Raw genomic sequence first — 25,985 nt, 5'->3', positions numbered from 1 at the left:
GGACAGAGCCGCGAGTGGCATACGCCGATGCGCACTTGCCGTCTCCCCGGCGAACAAGGCGCGCCGCGCGCCTGCACCGGACGCGGCCGAATGCCTACAATGCGCGTATGTCCGAATCCCCCACTCCGCCGACCCGCCCTTCCCTGCAACGCGTCTTTCTGACCGGTTTGCTCACCCTGCTACCGGTCTGGCTGACCTGGGTGGTGGTGAAGTTCGTGTTCTCGCTGTTGTCGGGCATCAGCAGCCCATGGGTGGTGCCGTTGTCCGAACGCATCGCTGCCTCGTTCCCCGACTATCTGGGCTGGATCAAGGCACTGTGGGTGCAGAACACCATCGCGCTGATCGCCACCGTGGGCGCGATCCTGTTTGTCGGCATCCTGAGCCGGCGGGTGATCGGCCAGCGCCTGCTGCGCTGGTTCGAGGCGATCATGCGGCGCATCCCGCTGGCCAGCGTGGTGTACGACAGCGCGCGCAAATTGCTTGACATCCTGCAGACCCAGCCCGGCAGCACCCAGCGCGTCGTGCTGATCGACTTCCCGCACCGGGACATGAAGTCGGTCGGTCTGGTCACGCGGGTGATCAAGGAACAGGGCACCGGCCGCGAGCTGGCGGCGGTGTACGTGCCGACCACGCCCAACCCGACCTCCGGCTATCTGGAGATCGTGCCGGTGGAGCTGCTCACGCCCACCGACTGGAGCGTGGACCAGGCGATGAGCTTCATCATCTCCGGCGGCGCAGTGGCGCCCGAATCGGTTCCCTTTACCCGTACCGCGGATCGCTAAAGCCATGACACAGGTGCGCACCCTCGACGATCGTGCGGTTCGCCTGTTCATTGCGCTGGCCGCGTTCTTCTGCGTCAACGCGGCATTGGCCGAGTTCATCGGGGTCAAGATCTTCGCGCTGGAAGACACCCTCGGCATCGCGCCGTTGAACTGGAACCTGTTCGGCCAGACCGGCTCGCTCAGCTTCACCGCCGGCACCTTGCTGTGGCCGGTGGTGTTCATCATGACCGACACCATCAACGAGTTCTTCGGCAGCCGCGGGGTGCGTTTCATCTCGTGGGTGGCGGTGGCGCTGATCGGCTACGGCTTCGTGTTCGCGTTCGCCGCCATCGCACTGGCGCCGGCGGCTTGGTGGGTCACGGCGGCGCAGAGCCAGGGCGTGCCCGACTACCAGGCCGCCTTTGCAGCGGTGTTCGGCCAGGGGCTGTGGACGATCGGCGGCTCGCTGGTGGCCTTCCTGTTCGGCCAGTTGATCGATGTGTCGGTGTTCCATCGCATCCGCCGCGCCACCGGCGAAAAGCACGTGTGGCTGCGCGCCACCGGCTCCACGGCGGTGTCGCAGTTGGTGGACAGCTTCGTGGTGATCTACATCGCCTTCGTGCTCGGCCCGCAGCATTGGTCCACCGACCAGTTTCTGGCGGTGAGCACGCTCAACTACGTGTACAAGATGGGCTTTGCGATCGCGCTGATCCCGCTGCTGTATCTGGCGCGCCGCGCCATCGGCGCATACCTGGGCGCCGAGCGCGCCGAGCAACTGCGCGAAGAAGCCGCCGCCGGCTGACCTGCCGACCGCAGCACTGCCAGGCGACGGCCAGCGCCCGTGGCTTGCACCCGGCCTCATCGGTCATACGTGTCGCTGCCTGACGACCGCTGGCTGCGTTTGCCGATCATGCAACGCCCGCAGCGACAGCCCATCGAAATTTTGTTCAATCCGTCGCCGCGCTCGCTGGCCATGCTGTTGCGCCCCGCTATGGATTCCGCGCCATGGACCATCTTGTCGCAATGGCCAGCTTCGCGCTGGTGTGCTCGATTTCGCCCGGGCCGGTCAACCTGGTCGCGCTGAGCACCGGCGCCAGCGCCGGCGCGCGTGCCGGGCACGGCCATGTGATCGGCGCCACCGTCGGCTTCGTCGCGCTGCTGTTGCTGGTGGGCATGGGACTGCAGCAGGTGCTGCTGCGCTGGCCGCTGCTCGGCCGTGCATTGCATCTGGCCGGGGTGGCGTTTCTGCTCTACATGGCCTGGCGCCTGCTGCGCGACGATGGCGTCATCCAGACCGACGGGACGCGCCAGGCAGCCTCGTTCTGGACCGGTGCGGCGATGCAATGGCTCAACCCCAAGGCCTGGCTGGCGGCGACCTCCGGCGTTGCCCTGTATGCGACGGCAGGCACCACGCAGCTGGCGGGTTTTGCGGCGTTGTATGCGCTGATCTGCTATCCCTCGCTGGGGTGCTGGTTGCTGGCCGGCGCCGTGCTGCGGCGGCATGTGCAGGTACCAAGGCAGCTGCGGCGGTTGAACCGGGTGCTGGCGGCGCTGCTGGTGCTGAGCGCGGTCTATCTGTTGCTGGAATGGGGCACGGCATTGCGGTAACGCCCTGGCGTCACCGCCCAGGCACGTTTGAAGCTGCGCTGCAGATGCGCCTGGTCGGCGTAGCCATGCGCGTAGGCGACCTCGGCAATGTCACCGCCGCGCCGCAAGGCCTCGCGCGCACGCTGGAAACGGCAATCCAGCAGATACGCATGCGGGGTCAGCCCGTGCGCCTGACGAAAGCCGCGAATCAAGCGCGGCGCTGGCATCCCGGCCAGCGTGCACAGCTCGCGTAGCGAGACCGCACGCGCATGATGGGTCTGCAGATACTCGGCCACCCGCTGCATCGGCCCGGTATCGACCGCAAGCGCACGACTGATCGGCTCCACATGCAGATACAGCCGCGCCACGAACGCGATCAACGCACTCTCGCGTGCCAGCGCATCGGCGTTGCCATCGGTCAACACGGCATGCATGCGCTCGAACGCGGCATAGGCAGCCGGGGTCTGGCACAGCGGCGCTGCCAGCATGTGCACATCCGCATTGGCGGCCAGGCCGAGTGCGCGTTGTTGTTCGCGCAGCCACGCCACGTCCAGATACAGCATGCGGAACGACCAGTCCTGCTGCTGATCCGGATTGCAGGCATGCACATCGCCAGGGTTGATCAGGGTCAGCGCGCGCGCGCCCACCTGCGCTTGCATGCGTCCATTGCGATAGCGCGCCAGCCCGCGATCAATCGCGCCCACCGACCATTGCTCATGCGTATGCGCGGCATAACACAGGCTGCGGCTGTTGATCACCTGGCGCAGTTCGACGAAGGGCAACGCCGGATCGCGCCAGAAGCCCTGCCCGCCCTGCACGGGCAGCTGCGTCCCGCATGTCGATTCATCCCTTGGCATGTGCGCAAGCCTATCGCACTGCAACATGCCTGCGTGCTGCAGGCGTGCGCAGCGGGCTTCATGAATTCCAGGCGCCCCCCGTGTGCAGGATGGGTGGCCGGAACGGTGCGGATCGGGCAAGCTCCCCGCTCGCTTGTTCCCGGAGCCGGTAATGCCCCTCAGCTTTTCCCGCCTGCTGTCCCTGGCCCTGGCCGCCGTGCTGAGCCTGTCAGTGGCAGCGCCCGCCGACGCGGCCAAGAAGAAAACCGGCAAGGCACAGACCACGCAAACCCGCGCCAAGGCGAGCAAGGGCAAGAAGACCGCCAAGCCGGCGGCCAAGACCACCAAGGCCGCCAAGGGTGGCAAGGCCGCCAAGCCCAGGCCGCGTGCCGTGGCCGCACCGGTGGTGCTGACCAAGGCGCAGCAGCTCAATTTGCTCTACGACCAGTACTGGGATGCCTCGCTCAAGCTCAACCCGCTGCAGGCCACCTTCCAGGGCGAGACCCGCTACAACGACCAGTTGCCCAACTTCCTGTCGCCGGCGTTCCGGCAGCAGTCGCACGACTTCACCGTGCTGTGGCTGGGCAAGGCCGAGGCGCTGGGGCCGGACGGGCTGAGCGGGCAGGACCTGCTGAGCTACCAGATCTTCGTGCGCGATGCGCGCAGCGCACTGGCGGCCGAGCAGTTCCCCAGCTGGATGCTGCCGATCAATCAGTTCTACAACATCGCCAGCATCGCGGTGGTGCTGGGCTCGGGCACCGGCGCGCAGCCGTTCAAGACGGTCAAGGACTATGACAACTGGTCGCGGCGCGCGGTGGGCATCCCGGAGCTGTTCGACCAGGCCATCACCAACATGCGGGCGGGCATGCAGGCCGGCGTGGTGCAGCCGAAGGTATTGATGCAGAAGGTGCTGCCGCAGCTGGACGCGATCATCGCGCGCAATGCCGAAGACAGCCTGTTCTGGGGTCCGGTGCGCAACCTGCCGGCAGACATGCCCGAGGCCGACAAGCAGCGCATCACCGCCGAGTACAAGCGGCTGATCGAAGTGCGGATCATGCCGGCGTACCGGGCACTGCGCGGCTTCATCGCCACCGAGTACCTGCCGGCCTGCCGCGACACCGACGGCCTGACCGCGCTGCCCAATGGCGCGGCCTGGTACGCCTACGATGTGCGCCAGAGCACCACCTCCGAGCTGACCCCGGAGCAGATCCATCAGATCGGGCTGGACGAGGTCGCGCGCCTGCAGGCAGAGATCGCCACGCTGGCCAAGCAGGTCAGGTTCCGCGGCAACCTGCCCAAGTTCTACAAGTTCATGCAGACCGACAGGCGCTTTGCCTTCCGCAGCGAGACCGAACTGCTGGGCTATTACCGCGGCCTGCAGGGACGCGTACAGGCTGCGGTGCCGCGCCTGTTCAATGTGCAGGGCATGCCGGCGCTGGAAGTGCGCGTGGTGGAACCGCAGCGTGCGCAGTCGGCCGCCAGCGGCTCGTACATGCGTCCCAGCGGCGACGGCAGCACACCGGGCGTGTTCTACGTCAACACCTCCGACCTGGACACGCGCCGGACCTGGGAGACCGAGAGCCTGTATCTGCACGAGGCCATCCCCGGCCATCATTTCCAGCTCGGGCTGCAGCAGCAGCTGACCGACCTGCCCAAGTTCCGCCGCCTGGGCGGCGAGACCGCCTATATCGAGGGCTGGGGGCTGTATGCCGAATCGCTGGGCCGCGAACTGGGCCTGTATCAGGACCCGTACAACTACTACGGCTACCTGCAGAATGCGTTGTGGCGTGCGATTCGCCTGGTCACCGACACCGGCCTGCACAGCAAGGGCTGGACCCGCACCCAGGCGATCGACTACATGCTCAACAACTCGGCCATGACCCGGACCGATGCCGAGGCCGAGGTGGACCGCTACATGGCCATCCCCGGCCAGGCGCTGTCCTACAAGGTCGGCGAGATGAAGATCGCGCAGTTGCGCGAGCAGGCGCAACGCGAACTGGGCCCGCGCTTCGATGTGCGCGCCTTCCACACCGAAGTGCTCAAGGACGGCTCGGTGCCGCTGGATATCCTGCAGGACAAGATCCAGCGCTGGATCGCCACGCAGAAGGGCTGAGGCAGCTCAGCCCGCCACCCGCGCACGCGCCAGCGCGGCGATGTCGCGCGGTGTGGTGCGGCAGCAACCGCCGATCAGCCGCGCACCGGCCGCCAGCCACTGCGTATGCTGGTCGGCCAGGGTGCAGGCGGTCGCGCTGCCGGCATGCCACTGTTTTGCGCCGGCATCGTAGTGCTCGCCGGAATTGGGGTACACCACCAGCGGCAGCGCCGTCAGCGCGGACAATGTCTGCAACGCGGCGGTGACCTGCTCCAGCGCAATGCAGTTGATGCCCACCGCGATCACCTGCGCACACGCATCCAGCGCGGGTACGACCTGCGCCAGCGCGGTGCCATCGCTCAAATGTGCCGCATCGCGCAGGGTGAACGAGAACCACGCGTGCAGCTGCGGGAACTCCTCCAGCAGCAGGCGCAGCGCGACGATCTCGTTGGCCGACGGCAGCGTCTCGCAAGCCAGCACATCCACCCCCGCCTCGGCCAACGCGGCGATGCGCGGGCGATGGAAGTCCATCAGTTGCGCCAGCGGCAGGGCGTAATCGCCGCGGTATTCCGAGCCATCGGCCAGGTAGGCGCCATACGGCCCGACCGACCCGGCCACCCATAACGGCGCGTCCTGCGGTTGCGCCTGCAGATGATCGGCACGCGCCTGTGCGGCCAGGGCCACGCTGCGTGCGATCAGCGCCTGCGATTGCGCCAGGTCCAGCCCGCGCGCGGCAAAGCCCAGCGGCGTGGCCTGGTAGCTGGCGGTGATGGCGCACTGCGCGCCGGCAGCGAAATAGTCGCGATGCACCTGATAGATCAGCTCCGGCTGCTCCATCAGCACGGGCGCCGACCACAGCGCATCGTTGAGATCGCAGCCGCGCTGCTCCAGTTCGGTGGCGAGCGCGCCATCCAGCAGCACGTAGCCGTGCTGCTGCAGCGCCTGGCTGAAAGGCGCACCGGCACGCGGCTGGCGCGGAAGAATCGTCATGCGGGTTGCCTCCTGCTCGCAAGCCATTGGGTGAGTGCATAGGCGCCATAGCACAGCGCCACGAACGGGATGCCGCACCACAGCGCAATGCGCTGCTGCGGATCGAATGCCAGGCCGATGCAGGCCAGCAGACAGAGTGCAAAGCCCAGCAGCGGCGTCCACGGATACCACGGTGCGCGATAGGCCAGGCTCTCCGGCGCGATGCCACCGCGCAGCAACTGGCGCCGGAACCGGTAGTGCGAGGCGCAGATGCTCAGCCACACCACCACCACCGCAAAGCCGGACACTGCCGAAATCGCCACGAACACGGTATCGGCCGCATAGACACCGGTGAGCAGCGCCAACAGGCCGCCCAGCATGCTCAGTATCAGGGCCGGCAACGGGATGCCGCGCCGGGTCAGGCCAGCGAGCCGCGCCGGCAGCGTGCCCTCGTTGGCCAGCGACCACAGCATGCGCGCGGCCGCATACAGGCCGGAATTGGCCGCCGACAGGATCGCCGTCAGGATCACCGCATTCAACGCATCGGCCGCATAGGGGATGCCCAGCAACTCGAATGCGCGCACGAACGGGCTGGTGTCCACGGCCGCCTGCCCGGCCGGCAGCAACGCGGCCAGCACCAGCACGGTGCCGACGAACAACACCACCAGCCGCACCAGCGTGGTGCGGATCGCCAGCGGAATCGCACGCGCCGGCTGCGCGGTTTCGCCAGCGGCCACGCCGATCAACTCGGTGCCGGAAAAGGCGAAGTTCACCGCCACCATCGTCATCAGGATCGGCAGCGTGCCTTGTGCAAACCAGCCGTCGGCGCGCAGGTGGCGCAATCCGGGGGCCGGCGACCCATCGGCCAACGGCAGCACGCCGATCACCGCCGCGCCGCCAAGCACGATGAACAGCGCGATCGTGATCACCTTGATCAGCGAGAACCAGAATTCGCCTTCGGCAAACCAGCGCGCCGACACCGTGTTCAGGCCGAAGATCAGCGCGCAGAACAGCAGGCACCACGGCCATGCCGGTGTGTGCGGGAACCAGTACTGCATGCAGAACGCCGCCGCAGTCAGGCTCGAGCCCAGCGCCACCGTCCAGGTCAGCCAGTACAACCACGCCACCACGTACCCGGTGGCCGGGCCGAGATAACGCGCGGCATACACATGAAAGGCGCCGGTCTGCGGCATCGCCACCGCCAGCTCGCCCAGGCATTGCATCACCAGATACACCACCAGCGCGCCGATCAGATAGGCGATCACCGTGCCGAGCGCGCCGGTGCTGGCGATGATGTAGCCGGTATTGAAGAACAGGCCGGTGCCGATCACGCCCCCCAGCGACAACATCACCAGGTGGCGCACCTGCATGCTGCGCTGGAATTGCGGTGCGGCGGTGGACGGCGGCTCGGGCATCGGCGTGTCTGATCGGTGGCAACGCATCCTGCCATGCGCGGCCAGGCGAGCACAGCCATGCGATGGCAAGCTGTGACGGTGCACCAGCGTGCAACGGCCCGCGGGTATGCTTGCGTACTGTTCACCTGGAAGGTCGCCATGCCGCACGCCCTGCAACCACCCATGCATGCGAAGACGTCTCGCTCGACCAGCGCGGTGGTGCCCGCACGCGCACCACGTGACACCGCCGCTGCGCGCAACGCACCAGCGTTCGCCGACAGTCTGGGCGCGTCGCAGCCGATCGCGCAGGGCTTGCGAGGTGCCGCATGAAGCTTGCCGGCATCCACCATGTGGCGATCATCGCTGGCGACTACGCGGTGTCCAAACGGTTCTACTGCGACATCCTGGGCCTGCGCGTGCTCGATGAGCATTACCGGCAGGCGCGCGATTCCTGGAAGCTGGACCTGGCACTGCCCGATGGCGGCCAGATCGAGCTGTTCTCGTTTCCCGCCGCACCGCTGCGTCCCAGCCGCCCGGAAGCACGCGGCCTGCGCCATCTCGCCTTCCGTGTCGAGGATCTGGACGCGGCCGTGGCGCATCTCACTGCGCATGGCGTGGTCACCGAAGACATCCGCATCGACGAGTACACCGGCCGCCGCTTCACCTTCTTCGCCGACCCGGATGACCTGCCGCTGGAGTTGTACGAAGTGGGTTGAGCGCAGCATCCCCTGCGGGTTCGGTCACATCCGCCGCACGGTCATGTCGAGCAGGCGTAGTCGATCGTCTCTGTGACTTTCGGCGCATGCGGCACTGCGGTCACGCCGTGAAGATCAGGCCACCCAGGACACAGGAACCGTCCATGCTGCAGATCCGTGCGCTGTCCAAGACCTACGCAAATGGCGTGCATGCGCTGCAAGGCATCACGCTCGACATCCCGCGCGGCATGTTCGGCTTGCTGGGGCCAAACGGCGCCGGCAAGTCGTCGCTGATGCGCACGCTGGCCACGCTGCAGGAACCCGACTCGGGTAGCGTCAGCCTGACCGACGCCGATGGCAGCAGCATCGACGTACTCGCCGACAAGGACGCATTGCGGCGCCGGCTGGGCTATCTACCGCAGGATTTCGGGGTGCACCCGAAGGTGAGCGCGCTGGACATGCTCGATCACTTCGCCGTGCTCAAGGGGCTCACCGATCGCGGCCAACGCAAGGAGGTGGTCGAGCGACTATTGCAGCAGGTCAACCTGTGGGACGCGCGCAAGCGCAAGCTAGGGACCTATTCCGGTGGCATGCGGCAACGCTTCGGCATTGCGCAGGCGCTGCTGGGCAATCCGCAACTGGTCATCGTCGACGAGCCCACCGCCGGGCTGGATCCGGAGGAGCGCAATCGTTTTCTCAATCTGCTGGCCGAAATCGGCGAAAACGTGGTGGTGATCCTGTCCACCCATATCGTCGAAGACGTCACCGACCTGTGTCCGACGATGGCCATCATGAACAAGGGCCAGGTGCTGCTGAGTGGGCGGCCCGCCGATGCGATCGACATGCTGCATCAGCAGGTCTGGCGCAAACAGGTCAGCAAGCAGGCATTGCCCGATTACGAGGCGCGCTTCACCGTGCTGTCCACGCGCCTGATTGCCGGCCACCCGGTGATCCACGTGTTCAGTGCCGACCGCCCGGAGCCGGGGTTCGAACAGGTCGCTCCCGATCTTGAGGATGTCTATTTCCAGCGCCTGCGCAAGCAAGCGCTGGCCGCCTGACGGAGCGCGGCGATGATCATGGCGTTCCTGCGCTTCGAGCTGCGCGAACAACTGCGCTCGCCCTTGCTGTGGCTGCTGGCCGCGCTGTACGCGTTGCTGGCGTTTGCCGCGCTGTCCAGCGATGCGGTGCAGATCGGCGGCGGCATCGGCAACGTGCTGCGCAATGCGCCTACGGTGATCGCCACGCTACTGGGGCTTTTCAGCCTGCTTGGCCTGCTGGTGATCACCCTGTTCGTCAGCAATGCCCTGCTGCGCGACTTTGACCTGGGCACTGCCGAGCTGGTGTTTTCCACACCGATACGGCGGCGCGACTACCTGCTCGGCCGCATCGGTGCTGCACTGATCGCCGGCATGCTGATGTATGTGGTGATCGCGCTGGGCATGTTCGCCGCGCAGTTCATGCCGTGGATCGATCAGGCGCGGCTCGGGCCGGTCGCGGTGCTGCCCTATCTGTGGTCGCTGCTGGTGCTGGTGCTGCCCAACCTGCTGTTTACCACCGCGCTACTGTCGGTGCTGGCGGTGACCACGCGCAACATCCTGTGGGTCTACATCGGCGTGATCGTGTTCTTCGTGCTGTACGGCGTGAGCCGTGCGCTGATGGCCGACCTGGACAATGTGTGGATTGCCACGCTGGCCGACCCGCTCGGCATTCGCGCGCTATCGCAGACGCTGCGCTACTGGTCGGTGGAACAGCGCAACCACCAGCTACCGCCGCTGACCGGCTACCTGCTCGCCAATCGCGCGGTGTGGCTGGGCATGAGCGGTGTGTTGTTTGCCGCCACCTTCGCGCTGTTCCGTACCGAGCGCAGCGGGACGCGGCGGCGCCGTGGTGTGGCGTCGGTTACGCCCGCTGATGCACCTCCCGCCAGCGCGCGCGTCAGCACGACACGCCTGACGGTCACCCCGCGCTTCGGCGCGGCCACTGCATGGCGGCAACTGCTGCGCCAGATCCGCTTCGACACGCTGGGCGTGCTGCGCAGCGCGCCGTTCGTGGTGCTGCTGATGCTGGGCCTGGCCAACTTCATTCCGACCGCGCTGTTCAAAGCGCGCTATTACGGCACTGCCGTGCTGCCGGTGACCTCGTTGATGCTGGAGGCGCTGCAGAACAGCTACAGCTTTCTGCTGATCATCGTGGTGCTGTTCTATGCCGGCGAGCTGGTGTGGAAGGAGCGCAGCAACCGCATCGACGGCATCACCGACGCGATGCCGGTCCCCGATTGGGTGCCACTGCTCGGCAAGTTCGTCGCCTTGCTGGCGGTGATCGCCAGCTTCCAGGCCGCCGGTGCGTTGACCTCGATCGCGCTGCAGCTGGGCCGTGGCTATACCAGCATCGAGCCGCTGCTGTATCTCAAGACGCTGGCGCTGGGCTCGGTGCTGTACGTGCTGATGGGCGGCATGGCGCTGGCGCTGCAGGTGCTGAGCAACAACAAGTTCGTCGGCTATGCGCTGCTGATGCTGGTGTTGATCGGGCAATCGGTGCTGTCGATGCTCGACTACACCCAGAACCTCTACACCTTTGGCGGCTGGCCCAACGCGCCGTATTCGGACATGAACGGCTACGGGCACTTCCTGCCCGGCCAGTTGTGGTTCCAGGGCTATTGGGGCGTGTTCCTGCTGGCACTGCTCCTGCTGTCCTCGGCGTTCTGGCCGCGCGGCGTGGGCCATGGCCTGCACCAGCGCGTGCGGCTGGCGTTACGGCGCCTGCACAGCCCGACCGGTGCGGCCCTGGCGATCACCCTGCTCGGCTTCGCGGCGATCGGCGGCTGGCTGTACTGGAACACCAACGTCTACAACAGCTTCCTGTCGCCGGAACAACAGCTGGACCTGCAGGCACGCTACGAGCGCGATTACCGCAAGTACAAGGATCTGCCGCAGCCGCGCATCGTCGCCGTCAACAACCACGTCGACCTGCATCCGGAAACCCAGTCGGTCGTGGTCGATGCCACCTGGACGGTGCGCAACACCCACCCCACACCGATCAGCGAAGTGCACATCGGCATGCAGGGCCGCACTGGCGACCGCAGCCTGGTCAAGGTGGATCTGGGTGGGCAGACGCTGACCACGCACGATATCCCGGCCGGCTATCGCATCTACCGCCTGCAGACACCGCTGCAACCCGGGCAGGAGCGCGTGTTCCGCTTCCGCGTGGACCAGCACCCGCACGGCCTCACCGCCGAGCAGGCGCAAACCGAACTGGTCGCCAACGGCAGCTTCTTCAACACCACCCTTCTGCCCTGGTTCGGCTACAACACGCAGGCCGAGATCAGCGACCGCAACGAGCGCCGCAAGCGCGGCCTGGGCGAACCCACCCGCATGCCCAAGCTCGAAGACCAGGCCGCGCGCGCCAACACCTACGTCAGCAACGATGCCGACTGGCTCGCTTTTGCCAGCACCGTCTGCACTGCGCCGGACCAGATCGCGCTGGCGCCGGGCTATCTGCAACAGGAATTCCAACGCAATGGCAGGCGCTGCTTTCGCTATGTGATGGATCGCCCCATGCTCAATTTCTATGCCTACCTGTCGGCACGCTGGGAAGTGCGCAAGGCGCGTTACAAGAACATCCCGATCGAGATCTATTACGACCCCAATCATCCGTACAACGTGCAGCGCATGATCGAGAGCGTGCAGAAATCGCTGGCCTATTACGAAGCCAACTTCAGCCCGTATCAGCATCATCAGGTGCGCATCATCGAGTTCCCCGGCTACGCGCGGTTTGCGCAGTCGTTCGCCAATACCATTCCCTACTCCGAGTCGATCGGCTTCATCGCCGACCTGCGCGACAAGAACGACATCAACTACGTGTTCTATGTCACCGCGCACGAAGTGGCGCACCAGTGGTGGGCGCACCAGGTGATCGGTGCGAACGTGCAGGGCGCCACCCTGCTGTCCGAATCGCTGGCGCAGTATTCGGCGTTGATGGTGATGGAGCGCGAGTACGGACGCGCGCATATGCGCCGTTTCCTCCGCTACGAGCTGGATCGCTACCTGGAAGGCCGTGGTGGCGAAACCATCGAGGAGTTGCCGCTGTATCGGGTGGAGGATCAGCAATACATCCACTACCGCAAGGGCTCGCTGGCGTTCTATCGGCTGCGCGAGGACATCGGTGAGCAGGCGCTCAATCGCGCATTGCAGCGCTTTCTGGCGGCCAAGGCGTTTCAACAACCGCCTTACACCACCTCGGCCGAGTTGCTGCAGGCCATTCGGGCCGAGGCACGCCCGGACCAGCAAGGGCTGATCACCGACCTGTTCGAGAAGATCACCTTCTACGACAACCGCGTGGTCAGCGCGCAGGCACGCAAGCGCCCCGATGGCCGCTTCGAGGTGACCGTGCAAGCGCAGGCGGCCAAGCTGCAGGCCGATGGCAAGGGCAAGGAGCATGCAGTGCCGCTGGACGACTGGATCGAAGTGGCGATCTACGGCGCTCCGGCCGGCAAGGATGCGCAAGCGCCGGTGCTGGCCTTGCAACGGCAGCACGTCACCAGCGCCGCGCCCAGTTTCAGCATGACCGTGGACCGCCTGCCGGTCGAAGCCGGCTTCGATCCGGACAACAAGCTGATCGACCGCGTGCCGGCGGACAACCGCAGGCAGGTGACGCTGCAGTAGCCGAATGAACGCATTCCGCAGCGCGCCTTTCCGCCACCATACTCCACGGTATACATTCCGGTCAGGCCGTCGACGGCGGCCATAGCAATCCCTGGGAGGGGACACATGCGCAAGACCTTCAAGACCCTGATGCTGGCCCTGCCGCTGGCCGCCGCCTCGCTGCTGGCCCAGGCCGCCGATTCGCCGGTGGGCCGCTGGAAGACCATCGACGACGAGACCGGCAAGCCCAAGTCGGTGGTGCAGATCGAACAGCTCGGCAACGGCACGCTGAGCGGCAAGGTGGTCGACATCCTGCAGTCCAACCACGGGCCCAACCCGACCTGCGACAAGTGCGATGGCGCGCTCAAGGGCAAGCCGATCAAGGGCATGACCATCCTGTGGGGCCTCAAGCCGGACGGCACCGCGGTGTGGAGCGGCGGCTCGGTGCTCGACCCGGCCAAGGGCAAGACCTACAAGGCCAAGGTCACCCTGACCGATGGCGGCAAGAAGCTGCAGATGCGCGGCTATGTCGGCATCGAGGCGTTGGGCCGGACCCAGACCTGGATTCGCGAATAGCCGGGAATCGGGAATCGGGATTGGGGAATCGGTAAGAGCAGGCGCCCGTGAGGGCGCCTTTTTTGTGCGCCTCCATCCTGACGCTACATGCGTGGCCAAACACCGGCGCGCCTTGACAACACGGCCGCATGACCCTGCTTTGACCGATTCCCCAATCCCGATTCCCGATTCCCAGCTCCAATCCCTGCTCCCGACTAATGCGATAATCGGCCGTCCCCCGCATTACGCCTGCCATGACCCGCACCGCACTCGTCACCACCGCCCTGCCCTACGCCAACGGGCCGCTGCATCTTGGCCATCTGGTCGGCTATATCCAGGCCGACATCTGGGTGCGCGCGCGCCGGCTGCGCGGCGACAAGACCTGGTTCGTCTGCGCCGACGACACCCACGGCACGCCGATCATGCTCGCCGCCGAAAAGGCCGGGGTCACCCCGGAAGCCTTCATCGCCAACATCCAGGCCAGCCATGAGCGCGATTTCGCCGCATTCGGGGTGACCTTCGATCATTACGATTCGACCAATTCGCCGGTCAATCGCGCGCTCACCGAAGCCTTCTACACAAAGCTCGAGGCCGCCGGTCACATCAGCCGGCGCTCGGTGGCGCAGTTCTACGACCCGGCCAAGGGCATGTTCCTGCCGGATCGCTACATCAAGGGCATCTGCCCCAACTGCGGCAGCGCCGACCAGTACGGCGACAACTGCGAGGTCTGCGGCGCCACCTACGCGCCGACCGAGCTGAAGGAGCCCAAATCGGTGATCTCCGGCGCCACGCCGGAGCTGCGCGACTCGGAGCATTTCTTCTTCGAAGTGGGCCATTTCGACGGATTTTTGCGCGAGTGGCTGGCCGGCGATGTGGCGCTGCCCGGGGTCAAGGCCAAGCTCAAAGAATGGCTGGACACCGAAGGCGGCCTGCGCGCCTGGGACATCTCGCGCGATGCGCCGTATTTCGGCTTCCAGATTCCCGGCCAGCCGGGCAAGTATTTCTACGTGTGGCTGGACGCGCCGATCGGCTACCTGTGCAGCTTCAAGACCCTGTGCGCGCAGATGGGCGAAGACTTCGATGCGCATCTGGTGGCCGGCACGCAGACCGAGCTGCATCACTTCATCGGCAAGGACATCGTCAATTTCCACGGCCTGTTCTGGCCGGCGGTGCTGCACGGCACCGGCCATCGCGCGCCGACCCGGCTGCATGTCAACGGCTACCTCACCGTGGACGGCGCCAAGATGTCCAAGTCGCGCGGCACCTTTGTGATGGCGCGGACCTTCCTGGACGTGGGCCTGGAACCGGAGGCGCTGCGCTACTACTTCGCGGCCAAGTCGTCCGGCGGCGTGGACGACCTGGACCTCAACCTGGGCGATTTCATCGCGCGGGTCAATGCGGATCTGGTCGGCAAGTTCGTCAACCTGGCCAGCCGCTGCGCCGGCTTCATCGGCAAGCGCTTCGACGGCAAGCTGTCCGACGCCCTGCCCGACCCGGCGCAATACGACCGCTTCGTCGCCGCGCTGGCGCCGATCCGCGAGGCCTACGAGCGCAACGACGCGGCCAGCGCGATCCGCCAGACCATGGCGCTGGCCGACGAGGCCAACAAGTACATCGACGACACCAAGCCGTGGGTGATCGCCAAGCAGGACGGCGCTGATGCGCAACTGCAATCGGTATGCACGCAGGGCCTGAACCTGTTCCGGATCCTGGTGGCCGCGCTCAAGCCGATCCTGCCGCGCACCTGTGCCGAGGCCGAAGCCTTCCTGTCGGCACCGATGACCAGCTGGGAAGACGTCGCCCGCCCGCTGACCACCCACGTGATCCAGCCCTACACCGCCCTGTTCACCCGTATCGACCCCAAACTGATCGACGCCATGACCGACGCTTCAAAAGACACCATGGCCGCACCTGCGGCACCCGCTGTCACTACCGCCAAGCCCGCCCCGTCCAAGGCCGAGACGACGCCGGCGGCCGTTGCCAATCCCCAATCCCCGACCGCCACTTCCAGCCTCATCGGCATCGACGATTTCGCCAAGCTCGACCTGCGCATCGGCAAGGTGCTGGTGTGCGAATTTGTGGAAGGCTCGGACAAGCTGCTGCGCTTCGAACTGGATGCCGGCGAATTGGGCAAGCGCCAGATCTTCTCGGGCATCCGCGCCAGCTATGGCGAACCGGAAGCGCTGGTCGGCCGCAGCGTGGTGTTCATCGCCAACCTGGCCCCGCGCAAGATGCGCTTCGGCATCAGCGAAGGCATGATCCTGTCGGCCGGCTTCGACGGCGGCGCGCTGGCACTGCTGGACGCCGATGGTGGTGCGCAGCCGGGGATGCCGGTGCGGTGAGGCGGGATTGGGGGCGGGAATCGGGAATCGTAGAAGCTACAGCTGATTGTTGAGGAAGACCTGACACGCGTGCCTGGCCCGACCCCTCATCCGCCCCTTCGGGGCACCTTCTCCCGAGGGGAGAAGGAACAGACACCACGCTTCCAACCAATCCCCAATCCCCACTCCCAAATCCCCGCCCCCCATGCACCTGGCCCTGTTCGACTTCGACCACACCATCACCACCTGCGACAGCTATGCGCGCTTCCTGCGCAAGGTGGCAACGCCTGCACAGCTGGCGACGGCGAAATGGCAGGCCGGTCCCTGGGTGTTCGGCTATCGGATCGGGCTGGTCTCCGCACACGCCTTGCGTGCGCGCGTCACGCGCCTGGTCTTCAGTGGTCGCTCGCTGGACGAGATGGCCGCCCATGGGGCTGACCATGCACGCAACGCATTGCCCGGGATGTTGCGCGCCGAGATGATGCGACGCATCGACTGGCACCAGGCACAGGGGCATGAAGTCGTGCTGGTGTCGGCATCGCTGGACCTGTATCTGCAGCCGTGGTGCGCCCAGCATGGCCTGTCGTTGATCTGCAACAAGCTGGAACACCACGCCGGCGTGCTGAGCGGGCGCTATGCAGACGGCGATTGCGGCCCGCACAAGGCTGCGCAGATCCGCCTGCGCTACGATCTGTCGCACTACGCATGCGTGCATGCCTACGGCGACAGCCGCGAGGACAAGCCGATGCTGGCGCTGGCGCAGCAGCGCTGGTATCGCGGCAACCTGCTGCACTGACATGCACATCGCAACGCCCGCCTCATCGCCCGATCTGGTCGAACGCCTCGACCGCCTGCTGCCGCAGACCCAATGCGGCCAGTGCGGCTACGACGGCTGTCGCCCGTATGCGCACGCCATGGCCAACGGCCAGGCCGATGTCGATCACTGCCCGCCCGGCGGCGACGCCGGGGCACGCGCGTTGGCGCACGTGCTGCAGCGTCCTGCACGCCCGTACGACCGCAGCCGTGGCAGCCACACGCCGCCGCAGGTGGCCTGGATCGTGGAGGCCGACTGCATCGGCTGCACCAAATGCATCCAGGCCTGCCCGGTGGACGCCATCGTCGGCGGCGCCAAGCACATGCATACGGTGATCGCCGCGCTGTGCACCGGTTGCGAGCTGTGCCTGCCGGCCTGCCCGGTGGACTGCATCGCGCTGCACCCAGGCAGCTGAGCGGCTGGCGAGGCGGCATGCCGCGTCAAACGCAACGCCTGCCAGCGTTGCGCGCATCGCACCGCGACGCGATCCCTGACCAACGGCACCCGCCGCCAACGACGCCCTGTTTGTCAGGAACGTCCTGACGCGTCCGGCGCATCCGTGCTGCGGATGCGCTCGTATTGGTAGGCACTCCCATCGAGGAATCCGCCGATGCGCCCACTCGCCGCCGCCGTTGCCGCGCTCGCCACCGTCTGCCGGCCGATTCCGCCGTTGTTGCTGCTGGTGCTGGGCGGCCTGCCGCTGAGTGCGGCTGCGGTCACCCGCGTAGATGGCGATGCCTTCGATGGCGACAGCGGCGCGTTGCGCTATCGCGAGTCGCACTGGCTGCTCGAAGATGGCGGACGCGTGGTGCTGTATCGCTGCCCGGATGGGCGCCCGTTCGCGCGCAAGCAGGTCGATGGCGGCGGCAGCTCGCCCGACTTCAGCCTGATCGACGGCCGCGACGGCTATCGCCAGGGCGTGCGGCAACGCAACGGCGTGCGCGAGATGTTCCAGCAGGAGCCCGGCAAGGCCGAGCAGCGCACGCCATTGCCGGCCGACGACGGCCCGCGCGTGATCGATGCCGGCTTCGATGCCTACCTGCGCAACAACTGGGAGGCGCTCGCCAGCGCGCCGCAACGCGTGGACTTCGTGCTGCCCAGCCTGCAACGCCAGTTGGCGTTTCGTGTCGAGCGTATCGGCGATACCGGCGGCGAGCGGCGGTTTCGCTTGAGCCTGGATGCCTGGTACGGCGCGGCGGTGCCCTCGCTCGAAGTGCGTTATGCCATCGCCGACAAGCGCCTGCTGCAGTTCCGTGGCGTGGGCAACCTGCGCGACGCGCGTGGCCGCTATCCGCACGTACGCATCGTTTTTCCGGACACCGCTGCGCGTGCCGTCGGCGCCGATGAACTGCGCCAGGCGCGCGAGCAGCCGCTGGCCAAGAGCTGCAGCGCCCCGTGAACCAGACACCTGCCATCTTCACGTTCGACCACACGCGGTTGCGTACAACGGCCCGGTCACTTCTTCCCCATACAGGATCATCGCCATGGCCAAGGCCTACCTCTGGATCAACGCAGTGCTCTACGTCGTCCTGGCAATCTGGTGCACGCTCTCGCCGGCCAAGACCGCCAATGCCGTGGGTTACACCCAGCTCTCGCCGGCCGGGCAATCGGAATACCTGGTCATCTATGGCGGCTTGCAGCTGGGCATGGCGTTCCTGTTCGGCTACTTCGCCTGGATCGATCAACCGCGCACCGGCCTGCTGGTCGCACTCGCGTTCTACGTGCCGATCGTGCTGTTCCGCAGCGTCTCGCTGGCGCGCCTGTGGCCGGTCTCCGCACCCACGGTGGCATTGGCAGGCGTCGAGATCCTGCTGCTGCTCGCGGCAGTGCTGCTGTGGTTTCAGCGCAAGTGAAGGACAGCGTCAGCACAGTCCGGTAGCATCGCTCCCACCTCAGACAACGCCCGACCGCATGAGTGCCATCCCTGGCCACGACGACGATGAAACCGGACGACTGCTGACCGCAACCGCGGGCGGCGACCGGCATGCCTTCGAAGCGCTGTACCGTCAGACCTCGCCGAAACTGTTCGGGGTCTGCCTGCGCATGATCCCGCAACGTGCCGAAGCCGAAGAGGTGCTGCAGGACGTGTTCACGCTGATCTGGCACAAGGCCGGGCAGTTCGATCCCGCCCGTGCACGCGGGCTCACTTGGCTGGCGATGATCGCGCGCAACAAGGCCATCGATCATCTGCGCGCCAATGCACCGCAACGCCGCAACGTGGCGCTGGACGATGCCGGCGAACTGCGCGCCGGCGATGCCTCGCCGCTGGAGCGCACCGAGCGCGCCAGCACGCGTCGCCGCATCGACCATTGCCTGGCCGAGCTGGAGCCGCCGCGCAGCGAATTGATCCGCACCGCGTTCTTCGATGGCATTACCTATGAAGAGCTCGCCGCGCGCACCGACACACCGATCGGCACGGTCAAGAGCTGGATCCGCCGCGGCCTGGCCAAACTCAAGGCATGTCTGGAACGATGAGCACGCCCTTTCCCATTGACCAGGAACCGCCGCGCGACGTGCTGGCCGGCGAATACGTGCTGGGCCTGCTCAGTGCCGACCAGCGCCTGGCTGCCGAACAACGCGTCGCCACCGACGGCCAGTTCGCCCAGGCGGTGACGCAGTGGCAGGAACATCTGGCGCCGTTGCTGGACGAGATCGCCGCAGTGACGCCGCCCGGCCAGGTCTGGGCACGCATCCGCCAGACGCTGGGCTTCGATACGCCGTTGCATGCGGTGGCCTCCGCGCCATCGGCAACGCCGCCGTCAGGCACGCCAAAGCCAGCGGTGTGGAACAACGTACGGTTCTGGCGTTGGGCAAGCGCCGCTGGCCTGGCCACTGCCGCGGTCTGCGTGCTGGCGCTGCTGAACCTGCGCACGCCGCCGGCAGCGGTGCAGCCGCCGCCGGGCACCGGCCCGGTGGTACAGACACCGGTGACGCCGCCTGCAACCACCACCGCACCGGCGACCGGCATCGCGATGACCTCCACGCTGGCCACCGAAGACGGCCGCCCGGGCTATGTCGCCTTGATGGATGCCGACAAGCACACCATCACGGTGACGCCGCTGGATCGCACCGCCACCGCCGACAAGGTGCCCGAGCTGTGGCTGATCACGCCGGACGGCAAGGCCCATTCGATGGGTACCTTCGACGACCAGCGGGCACGCCGCGCGCAGATTCCCGATCAGCTGATGCCCATGCTCAGCAACGAGGCCATCCTGGCCGTCACGCTGGAGCCGCCAGGCGGCGCACCGGGCGGCATTGCCACCGGGACCGTGGTGGCCAAGGGCGGCATCAGCACACTGGCAATGGCACCCTGATCCGGCGCGCCTGACGCCGCCTGCGACCACGTCGCAGGCGGCGGCTTCCGAGCAACAGCCTCATCCGCCTCGACCCTGGCGTGCGCCGTTGAATGTGTGCGCAATTGCGCGATTCGTTCGCACCGGCACGCCAAGCGCGCGCACGCATGCGACGATCAAACGGGCTGGTGCATCTGTTTGCCGGCGGCGTCCGTAAAGGGTCACGACTACACACGGAGAACCACGCGTGCCGAGTACTGGCTTTGACCCACATGCCGCGCCGCCGCAGCCTGCCGACGCCCGCCGTCTCGGGTGGCTCGCAGCACGCACCGGCAGCCTGCGTCGTTGGGTGGATTCGCAAACCGACGAGCCGCTGGACGAGGCACGCGCAGACCGCATCGACTGGCTGCGTGCCCTGCCCTTCATCGCGCTGCACCTGGCCTGCCTGGCGGTGTTCTGGGTCGGTGCGTCCTGGTTCGCGGTCGGCATGGCGGTGGCTTTGTACGCGCTACGCATGTTCGCGCTGACCGGGTTCTATCACCGCTATTTCTCGCACCGCGCGTTCAAGACCTCGCGCGTGCTGCAGTTCCTGTTCGCGGCCATCGGCGCCACCTGCGTGCAACGCGGGCCGCTGTGGTGGGCCGCGCATCATCGCAACCATCACCGCCATACCGACACCGGCCGCGACCCGCATTCGCCGGCGCAGCACGGGTTCTGGTGGAGCCACACCGGCTGGTTCCTGACCCCGCGCAACTTCCGCACCGATTGGGAGGTCATCCCCGACCTGCGTCGCTTTGCCGAGCTGCGCTTTTTGGACCGCTTCGACATCGTGATGCCGGTGCTGCTGGCGACCGGGCTGTACCTGCTCGGCGACTGGCTGGCGGTTGCCGCGCCCGCGTTGAAGACCAACGGTACGCAGCTGCTGGTGTGGGGCTTTGTGATCTCCACCGTGGCCTTGTTCCATGCCACCTTCACCATCAATTCGCTGGCGCACCGCTTCGGCAGCCGGCGCTTCGACACCCGCGACGACAGCCGCAACAACTGGCTGCTGGCATTGCTCACCTTCGGCGAAGGCTGGCACAACAACCACCATTTCTTTCCCGGCTCCGCGCGCCAGGGTCTGCGCTGGTGGGAGTACGACGTCACCTGGTACGGGCTCACCGCGATGTCGTGGGTGGGCCTGGTGTGGGACCTCAAGCCGATGCCGAAATCGCTCACCCAACGTGCCGAGCGGGTGAGCCGATGAGCGAGGGCAGGATTGCCGTGGTCGGCAGCGGAATCGCCGGCCTGGGCGCAGCGTGGCTGTTGTCGCGCCGCTACGAGGTCACCTTGTTCGAGGCCGCCGATTATCTGGGCGGGCATACGCATACACACGACATCCAGCTGGACGGCCAGCGCTATGCGGTGGACAGCGGCTTCATCGTGTTCAACCCGCAGCACTATCCGCTGCTCACGCGCATGTTCGCCGAGCTGGACGTGGCCGCGCAGCCGACCACGATGAGCTTCTCGGTGCACGATGAGCGCAGCGGGCTCGAATACAACGCCGGCAGCCTGGGCGGGCTGTTCTGCCAGCGCAGCAACCTGCTCAGCCCGCGCTTCTGGGGCATGCTGGCCGACCTGCGGCGCTTCTACCGGCAGGCACCGGCGGTGCTGCACAGCGAGGAGCGCTTCAGCACGCTGGGCGCGTATCTGCAGCGGCATGGGTACTCGGACGCGTTTCGCGACCAGCATCTGGTGCCGATGGCCTCGGCGTTGTGGTCATCGCCCTCGCAACGCATCCTAGAATTCCCGATGGGCCAGCTGATCGGCTTCATGGCCAATCACCACATGCTGCAGCTCAGCGGGCGTCCGCAATGGCAGGTGGTGCGCGGCGGCTCCAACAGCTACGTGCGCGCGCTGCGTCGGCGCTGGCAGGTGCTCGAGCGCCTGTCCACACCGGTGCATGCAATCCGGCGCGCGCCCAACGGCGTGGTGCTCAGCTCCCTGCGTGGCGAGGAGCACTTCGACAGCGTGGTGCTGGCCTGCCATGCCGACGATGCCCTCGCCTTGCTCAGCGATGCCACAGCGGCCGAGCAGCAGATCCTGGGCGGCATCACCTACCAGGACAACGACACCGTCCTGCACACCGACGCCAGCGTGCTGCCGCGCGACCGCCGCGCCTGGGCGGCGTGGAATGCGCATGTGCCGGCCGACCCGCAGGCGCCGTGCACGGTCAGTTACTGGATGAACGCCCTGCAGTCGATCAAAGCGCCGCAGCCGTTCATCGTCAGCCTCAATCGCGACCACGACATCGCCCCGGACAAGGTGCTGCGGCGCATGCGCTACCGCCACCCGGTGCAGAACGCCGCCGCGCTCGCCGCGCAGACGCGCAAGGCCGAGATCCAGGGCCTGCAGCACACCTGGTTTGCCGGCGCGGCATGGGGCTTCGGCTTTCACGAAGACGGCCTGCGCAGCGGCGTGGACGTGGCCCGTGGCCTGGGAGTGGACTGGTGATGCAGCTGCTGCGCGAAGCCAGCCCCGATGCGGTACCGCTGCCTCCGGGCGAAGACAGCGGTGCCGGCAGCGTGGCGGGCACACTGCGCAGCGCGATCTACACCGGCTGGGTGCGGCACCGTCGGTTTGCGCCCAGAGCGCTGGCGTTCCGCTACCGGCTGTTCCTGATGTACCTGGATCTGTCCGAGCTCGATGCGGTGTTTGCCCGCCGTTGGCTGTGGTCGGTGGGGCGCGCCAACCTGGCGCAGTTCCGGCGCAGCGATTATCTCGGCGACCCACAGGTTCCGCTGGACCAGGCCGTGCGCGATTGCGTGCAGACCCAGACCGGCGAGCGCCCCGATGGCGCGATCCGTCTGCTCACGCATATGCGCTACTTCGGCCATGTGTTCAATCCGGTCAGCTTCTACTACTGCTTCGATCGCCACGGTGGCCTGCGCTGGATCGTTGCAGAAATCACCAATACGCCCTGGCAGCAGCGCCACACCTACGTGCTGCCAGTCGCGCAGGCGCGCACGCATCGCGACGTGCATGCCTGGCGCTTCGACAAGCGCTTTCACGTCTCGCCGTTCATGGGCATGCAGCATCAGTACGACTGGCGTTTCAGCGTGCCGGATGCACAATTGCGCGTGCATATGCAGGTGCTGGATGCACCCGGCGGCGATACGCCGGCCGCTCATCCTTACGCCGGTGGCGCAGGCAGCGAGTGCGGCACGCGCCGCTTCGATGCCACCCTGGTCCTGCAACGCCAGCCGCTCAACGCACGCACCCTGGCGCGCACGCTGCTGGCCTACCCCTTGATGACCGTGCAGGTGGTGCTGGCCATCCACTGGCAGGCCCTGCGCCTGTGGCTGCGCGGCAACCCCGTCCACGATCACCCTCATCCGCCTGTGCGAGAACCCCGATGAACGCCACGTCCCTGCCCGACACCGCTGCGCCGCGCGCGGCTTCCTGGACGGACCGCCTGTTACGCAAGCGCCTGCTGGCCACGCTCGGCGAGCTGCGCGATGGACAGTTGCAGCTGCACGAAGCCGACGGCGTCACCACCCTCGGCAACGCCAGTGGTGCGGATGCGCTGCAGATGCAGTTGCGCGTCATCGACCCCGGCTTCTATCGCCAGGCCGCGCTCAATGGCAGCGTCGGTGCCGGCGAGTCGTACATGGACGGGCAATGGCAGTGCGACGATCTGGTCGCATTGATGCGCCTGCTGCTGCGCAATCGCGAGCGCCTGGATGCGATGGAGACCGGTACCGCGCGGCTGGGCGGCTGGGCAATGCGCAGCCTGCATGCGTTCGCACGCAATACCCGCAGCGGCAGCCGGCGCAACATCGCCGCGCATTACGATCTGGGCAACCCGTTGTTCCGCCTGTTCCTGGACGAGAACCTGATGTATTCCTCGGCGATCTTCGTCGAGGGCGAAGAAGCCCAGGGCGAGGCCGCCCTGGAGCGCGCAGCCACACGCAAGCTCGAACGCATCTGCCAGAAGCTGCGGCTCGGCCCGCAACACCATGTGGTGGAAATCGGCACCGGCTGGGGCGGCTTTGCGCTGCACGCCGCACGCGAGCATGGCTGCCGCGTCACCACCACCACCATCTCGCGCGAGCAGTTCGAACTGGCGACCCAGCGCATCGCCGCGGCCGGCCTGAGCGACCGGGTCAGCGTGTTGCTGCGCGACTACCGCGATCTGGACGGGCGCTACGACCGGGTGGTGTCGATCGAGATGATCGAGGCGATCGGCCATCAGTATCTGGACACCTACTTCGCCAAGGTCGGCAGCCTGCTGGCCGACGATGGCGAGGCGCTGATCCAGGCCATCACCATCGAAGACCATCGCTATGCGCAGGCGTTGCGCTCGGTGGACTTCATCAAGCGGCACATCTTCCCCGGCAGCTTCATTCCGTCGGTGGCGGCGATGACCGGTGCGATCGCACGCGCCAGCGACCTGCGCCTGTTCAACCTGGAAGACATCGGGCCGAGCTATGCGTTGACGCTGCGCGCCTGGCGGCAGCGCTTCATGGCGCAGCTGCCGCAGGTGCGCGCGCTCGGCTATGACGAGCGTTTCATCCGCATGTGGGAGTTCTATCTGGCCTATTGCGAAGCGGGTTTCCTGGAACGCTCGATCGGCGATGTGCATCTATGGCTGAGCAAGCCGGGCGCACGCCCGCCGCAGTTCGTGCCTGGCCTTCCCGTTGACGCATGAAGCAGCTCGGCAACTATGTGGGCCTGCAGGTGCTGTGGCTGGTGGCCGTCAGCGCCGCTGCGCACGCGCGTATCTGGCCTACCCTGCTGGTGCTGGCGCTGTTCGCGCTGTATCAGCTGTGGCCATCGCGGCGTGCGCCGGGCGATCTGCAATTGCTGGTCGCCGCGCTGTCGCTGGGCTTGCTGCTGGACACCACGCTGGCCGCCGCAGGCTGGGTGCGTTATGCCGCGCCGTGGCCGGGCACCCTGCTGGCGCCGGCCTGGATCCTGGCGTTGTGGCTGGGCTTTGCACTCACGCTCAATCATTCGCTGGCGTCGGTGATGCAGCGGCCGTGGCTGGCGGTGCTGCTGGGCGCGATCTTCGGGCCGTTTTCGTACTGGTTGGCGCAACGCAGCTGGCAGGCAGTGCAATTCCAGCCGCCGCAGCTGCATGCGGCGGTCGCGGTCGGCATCGGCTGGGGCGTGGCCTGCGGTCTGTTGTCGCTGTATGCACGCCGCCTCGCGCGACCATCGCCTGAACACCTGAGGGGAGAACTGCAATGAATGCCTGGCCGCTGCTGCATGTGGGCGTGTTTGCGAGCGTGGTGATGGTGATCGGCTGGCTGTGGCAACGCCGCAGCGGCAATGCCGGCCCGGTCGACGTGCTGTGGGCCGCGTGCCTGGCGGTGGCGGCGCCGTATTGCGCGTGGATGTCCGATGGCGCGCTGCTGCCGCGCGTGCTGGTCGGCGTGCTCGGCGGTGTCTGGGGCGCGCGCCTGGCGTTGCATCTGGGCGTGCGCGTGTTCGGCGACCCGCACGAAGATGGCCGTTATCGCGCCCTGCGCGAGCACTGGAACGGCGACCAACGCAAATTCCTGGGCTTCTTCCTGGCGCAGGCGGTGGTCGTGGTGCTGTTCTGTGTGCCGTTTCTGGCCGCTGCCAGCAACCCGACTCCGGCCTGGAGTGTATGGAGCACGCTGGCGATTGCGGTGTGGTTGATCGCGGTCGGTGGCGAAGCCCTGGCCGACCGCCAGCTGTCTGCGCACAAGGCCAACCCGGCCAATCGCGGCGTCACCTGCCGTAGCGGATTGTGGCGGTATTCGCGCCATCCCAACTACTTCTTCGAGTTCGTGCACTGGTTCGCCTATCTGGCGCTGGCCGTCGGTGCCGGGCCGTGGCCGCTTGCCCTGGCTGCGCTGGGGCCGGTGGTGATGTTCGTATTCCTGTATCGCTTTACCGGCATTCCCTACACCGAGCAGCAGGCGCTGCGCTCGCGTGGTGAGGACTACGCGCACTACCAGCGCAGCACCAGCGCATTTTTCCCACTTCCCCCTTCGTCCTGAGTCGCCTGGAGAGTCGT

General features: G+C 66.8%; 24 protein-coding genes. 21 read left to right on the top strand and 3 right to left on the bottom strand.

The features are described 5' to 3' along the window. The first annotated feature begins 107 nt into the window (after positions 1–107). From AC06DU_RS06910 to AC06DU_RS06900, 3 genes are all read left to right on the top strand, one after another. Entirely contained in the window at positions 108–782 is a 675-nt protein-coding gene (locus tag AC06DU_RS06910) for a DUF502 domain-containing protein (RefSeq protein ID WP_024940643.1), read from the top strand. Positions 783–786: 4 nt separating this feature from the next. Continuing rightward, positions 787–1,563 (top strand): queuosine precursor transporter, encoded by a 777-nt coding sequence (locus AC06DU_RS06905; protein WP_024940642.1) that lies wholly within the window; start codon positions 787–789, stop codon positions 1,561–1,563. 203 nt (positions 1,564–1,766) lie between these two features. After that, positions 1,767–2,369, top strand: a complete 603-nt coding sequence (locus AC06DU_RS06900) for a LysE family translocator (RefSeq protein ID WP_228911051.1) — start codon at positions 1,767–1,769, stop codon at positions 2,367–2,369. Here AC06DU_RS06900 and AC06DU_RS06895 read toward each other — a convergent pair. Beyond that, on the bottom strand, positions 2,333–3,205 hold the full coding sequence (locus AC06DU_RS06895; protein WP_228911052.1) for an AraC family transcriptional regulator: 873 nt from the start codon (positions 3,203–3,205) through the stop codon (positions 2,333–2,335). The genes AC06DU_RS06900 and AC06DU_RS06895 overlap by 37 nt on opposite strands. Before the next feature lie 151 nt (positions 3,206–3,356). On the opposite strand from AC06DU_RS06895, the gene AC06DU_RS06890 reads away from it, so the two are divergent. After that, positions 3,357–5,297, top strand: a complete 1,941-nt coding sequence (locus AC06DU_RS06890) for a DUF885 domain-containing protein (RefSeq protein ID WP_228911053.1) — start codon at positions 3,357–3,359, stop codon at positions 5,295–5,297. A gap of 6 nt (positions 5,298–5,303) precedes the next feature. On the opposite strand, the gene mmuM is transcribed toward AC06DU_RS06890, so the two are convergent. Both mmuM and mmuP read right to left on the bottom strand, forming a co-directional pair. Next, positions 5,304–6,266: a homocysteine S-methyltransferase gene (mmuM, locus tag AC06DU_RS06885; RefSeq protein WP_478203873.1), complete on the bottom strand. Its 963-nt coding sequence runs from the start codon at positions 6,264–6,266 to the stop codon at positions 5,304–5,306. Beyond that, a complete protein-coding gene (mmuP, locus tag AC06DU_RS06880) occupies positions 6,263–7,660 on the bottom strand; it encodes an S-methylmethionine permease (RefSeq protein WP_478203871.1) in 1,398 nt (465 codons plus the stop codon). The genes mmuM and mmuP overlap by 4 nt, the downstream gene beginning before the upstream one ends. Before the next feature lie 305 nt (positions 7,661–7,965). Between mmuP and gloA2 the strand changes: the two genes are divergently transcribed. The 17 genes from gloA2 (at position 7,966) to AC06DU_RS06795 (ending at position 25,968) form a co-directional block, all read left to right on the top strand. Further along, positions 7,966–8,355 carry an SMU1112c/YaeR family gloxylase I-like metalloprotein gene (gene gloA2, locus AC06DU_RS06875; protein ID WP_024940636.1) on the top strand — a complete coding sequence of 130 codons (390 nt, stop codon included), beginning with the start codon at positions 7,966–7,968 and terminating at the stop codon, positions 8,353–8,355. A 143-nt stretch (positions 8,356–8,498) separates the two neighbouring features. Further along, positions 8,499–9,392 carry an ABC transporter ATP-binding protein gene (locus AC06DU_RS06870; RefSeq protein WP_478203870.1) on the top strand — a complete coding sequence of 298 codons (894 nt, stop codon included), beginning with the start codon at positions 8,499–8,501 and terminating at the stop codon, positions 9,390–9,392. 12 nt (positions 9,393–9,404) lie between these two features. Further along, positions 9,405–12,995: an ABC transporter permease/M1 family aminopeptidase gene (locus tag AC06DU_RS06865; RefSeq protein WP_478203869.1), complete on the top strand. Its 3,591-nt coding sequence runs from the start codon at positions 9,405–9,407 to the stop codon at positions 12,993–12,995. Positions 12,996–13,100: 105 nt separating this feature from the next. Next, positions 13,101–13,550 carry a DUF2147 domain-containing protein gene (locus AC06DU_RS06860; RefSeq protein ID WP_016904108.1) on the top strand — a complete coding sequence of 150 codons (450 nt, stop codon included), beginning with the start codon at positions 13,101–13,103 and terminating at the stop codon, positions 13,548–13,550. Positions 13,551–13,783: 233 nt separating this feature from the next. Further along, complete coding sequence (gene metG, locus AC06DU_RS06855; protein ID WP_478203868.1) at positions 13,784–15,871, top strand: methionine--tRNA ligase; 2,088 nt, start codon at positions 13,784–13,786, stop codon at positions 15,869–15,871. 184 nt (positions 15,872–16,055) lie between these two features. Next, positions 16,056–16,646 carry an HAD family hydrolase gene (locus AC06DU_RS06850; RefSeq protein ID WP_104552952.1) on the top strand — a complete coding sequence of 197 codons (591 nt, stop codon included), beginning with the start codon at positions 16,056–16,058 and terminating at the stop codon, positions 16,644–16,646. Between the two features lies 1 nt (position 16,647). Continuing rightward, entirely contained in the window at positions 16,648–17,079 is a 432-nt protein-coding gene (gene rnfB, locus AC06DU_RS06845; protein WP_049818222.1) for an Rnf electron transport complex subunit RnfB, read from the top strand. A gap of 195 nt (positions 17,080–17,274) precedes the next feature. Then, positions 17,275–18,063 (top strand): hypothetical protein, encoded by a 789-nt coding sequence (locus AC06DU_RS06840; protein WP_478203866.1) that lies wholly within the window; start codon positions 17,275–17,277, stop codon positions 18,061–18,063. Between the two features lie 85 nt (positions 18,064–18,148). Further along, complete coding sequence (locus AC06DU_RS06835; RefSeq protein WP_024940530.1) at positions 18,149–18,517, top strand: DUF4345 family protein; 369 nt, start codon at positions 18,149–18,151, stop codon at positions 18,515–18,517. A 58-nt stretch (positions 18,518–18,575) separates the two neighbouring features. Further along, positions 18,576–19,139 (top strand): sigma-70 family RNA polymerase sigma factor, encoded by a 564-nt coding sequence (locus tag AC06DU_RS06830; RefSeq protein WP_024940529.1) that lies wholly within the window; start codon positions 18,576–18,578, stop codon positions 19,137–19,139. Beyond that, on the top strand, positions 19,136–19,978 hold the full coding sequence (locus AC06DU_RS06825) for an anti-sigma factor (RefSeq protein WP_184379930.1): 843 nt from the start codon (positions 19,136–19,138) through the stop codon (positions 19,976–19,978). Before AC06DU_RS06830 ends, AC06DU_RS06825 begins: the two co-directional genes overlap by 4 nt. A 226-nt stretch (positions 19,979–20,204) precedes the next feature. Continuing rightward, positions 20,205–21,203: an acyl-CoA desaturase gene (locus tag AC06DU_RS06820; RefSeq protein ID WP_104608659.1), complete on the top strand. Its 999-nt coding sequence runs from the start codon at positions 20,205–20,207 to the stop codon at positions 21,201–21,203. After that, a complete protein-coding gene (locus tag AC06DU_RS06815) occupies positions 21,200–22,450 on the top strand; it encodes an NAD(P)/FAD-dependent oxidoreductase (protein WP_478203864.1) in 1,251 nt (416 codons plus the stop codon). Before AC06DU_RS06820 ends, AC06DU_RS06815 begins: the two co-directional genes overlap by 4 nt. Further along, positions 22,450–23,355 (top strand): DUF1365 domain-containing protein, encoded by a 906-nt coding sequence (locus tag AC06DU_RS06810; protein WP_478204377.1) that lies wholly within the window; start codon positions 22,450–22,452, stop codon positions 23,353–23,355. Before AC06DU_RS06815 ends, AC06DU_RS06810 begins: the two co-directional genes overlap by 1 nt. Beyond that, on the top strand, positions 23,352–24,647 hold the full coding sequence (locus AC06DU_RS06805; RefSeq protein ID WP_039514269.1) for an SAM-dependent methyltransferase: 1,296 nt from the start codon (positions 23,352–23,354) through the stop codon (positions 24,645–24,647). Before AC06DU_RS06810 ends, AC06DU_RS06805 begins: the two co-directional genes overlap by 4 nt. After that, positions 24,644–25,189: a DUF2878 domain-containing protein gene (locus AC06DU_RS06800; protein ID WP_167762854.1), complete on the top strand. Its 546-nt coding sequence runs from the start codon at positions 24,644–24,646 to the stop codon at positions 25,187–25,189. Before AC06DU_RS06805 ends, AC06DU_RS06800 begins: the two co-directional genes overlap by 4 nt. Beyond that, the gene (locus tag AC06DU_RS06795) at positions 25,186–25,968 is read left to right on the top strand and encodes a DUF1295 domain-containing protein (RefSeq protein ID WP_126965737.1); all 783 of its coding nucleotides are present in this window, start codon (positions 25,186–25,188) and stop codon (positions 25,966–25,968) included. The genes AC06DU_RS06800 and AC06DU_RS06795 overlap by 4 nt, the downstream gene beginning before the upstream one ends. Positions 25,969–25,985: the final 17 nt, after the last annotated feature.

Source organism: Xanthomonas sp. NCPPB 3200 (assembly GCF_056393585.1).
This window is presented reverse-complemented; position numbering and strand designations above follow the sequence as displayed.

Bases quoted from the DNA above. Each gene is read 5' to 3' on its own strand.
- AC06DU_RS06910 (WP_024940643.1), top strand. From the start codon at position 108: ATGTCCGAATCCCCCACTCCGCCGACCCGCCCTTCCCTGCAACGCGTC.
- AC06DU_RS06905 (WP_024940642.1), top strand. From the start codon at position 787: ATGACACAGGTGCGCACCCTCGACGATCGTGCGGTTCGCCTGTTCATT.
- AC06DU_RS06900 (WP_228911051.1), top strand. From the start codon at position 1,767: ATGGACCATCTTGTCGCAATGGCCAGCTTCGCGCTGGTGTGCTCGATT.
- AC06DU_RS06895 (WP_228911052.1), bottom strand. From the start codon at position 3,205: ATGCCAAGGGATGAATCGACATGCGGGACGCAGCTGCCCGTGCAGGGC.
- AC06DU_RS06890 (WP_228911053.1), top strand. From the start codon at position 3,357: ATGCCCCTCAGCTTTTCCCGCCTGCTGTCCCTGGCCCTGGCCGCCGTG.
- mmuM (WP_478203873.1), bottom strand. From the start codon at position 6,266: ATGACGATTCTTCCGCGCCAGCCGCGTGCCGGTGCGCCTTTCAGCCAG.
- mmuP (WP_478203871.1), bottom strand. From the start codon at position 7,660: ATGCCCGAGCCGCCGTCCACCGCCGCACCGCAATTCCAGCGCAGCATG.
- gloA2 (WP_024940636.1), top strand. From the start codon at position 7,966: ATGAAGCTTGCCGGCATCCACCATGTGGCGATCATCGCTGGCGACTAC.
- AC06DU_RS06870 (WP_478203870.1), top strand. From the start codon at position 8,499: ATGCTGCAGATCCGTGCGCTGTCCAAGACCTACGCAAATGGCGTGCAT.
- AC06DU_RS06865 (WP_478203869.1), top strand. From the start codon at position 9,405: ATGATCATGGCGTTCCTGCGCTTCGAGCTGCGCGAACAACTGCGCTCG.
- AC06DU_RS06860 (WP_016904108.1), top strand. From the start codon at position 13,101: ATGCGCAAGACCTTCAAGACCCTGATGCTGGCCCTGCCGCTGGCCGCC.
- metG (WP_478203868.1), top strand. From the start codon at position 13,784: ATGACCCGCACCGCACTCGTCACCACCGCCCTGCCCTACGCCAACGGG.
- AC06DU_RS06850 (WP_104552952.1), top strand. From the start codon at position 16,056: ATGCACCTGGCCCTGTTCGACTTCGACCACACCATCACCACCTGCGAC.
- rnfB (WP_049818222.1), top strand. From the start codon at position 16,648: ATGCACATCGCAACGCCCGCCTCATCGCCCGATCTGGTCGAACGCCTC.
- AC06DU_RS06840 (WP_478203866.1), top strand. From the start codon at position 17,275: ATGCGCCCACTCGCCGCCGCCGTTGCCGCGCTCGCCACCGTCTGCCGG.
- AC06DU_RS06835 (WP_024940530.1), top strand. From the start codon at position 18,149: ATGGCCAAGGCCTACCTCTGGATCAACGCAGTGCTCTACGTCGTCCTG.
- AC06DU_RS06830 (WP_024940529.1), top strand. From the start codon at position 18,576: ATGAGTGCCATCCCTGGCCACGACGACGATGAAACCGGACGACTGCTG.
- AC06DU_RS06825 (WP_184379930.1), top strand. From the start codon at position 19,136: ATGAGCACGCCCTTTCCCATTGACCAGGAACCGCCGCGCGACGTGCTG.
- AC06DU_RS06815 (WP_478203864.1), top strand. From the start codon at position 21,200: ATGAGCGAGGGCAGGATTGCCGTGGTCGGCAGCGGAATCGCCGGCCTG.
- AC06DU_RS06810 (WP_478204377.1), top strand. From the start codon at position 22,450: ATGCAGCTGCTGCGCGAAGCCAGCCCCGATGCGGTACCGCTGCCTCCG.
- AC06DU_RS06805 (WP_039514269.1), top strand. From the start codon at position 23,352: ATGAACGCCACGTCCCTGCCCGACACCGCTGCGCCGCGCGCGGCTTCC.
- AC06DU_RS06800 (WP_167762854.1), top strand. From the start codon at position 24,644: ATGAAGCAGCTCGGCAACTATGTGGGCCTGCAGGTGCTGTGGCTGGTG.
- AC06DU_RS06795 (WP_126965737.1), top strand. From the start codon at position 25,186: ATGAATGCCTGGCCGCTGCTGCATGTGGGCGTGTTTGCGAGCGTGGTG.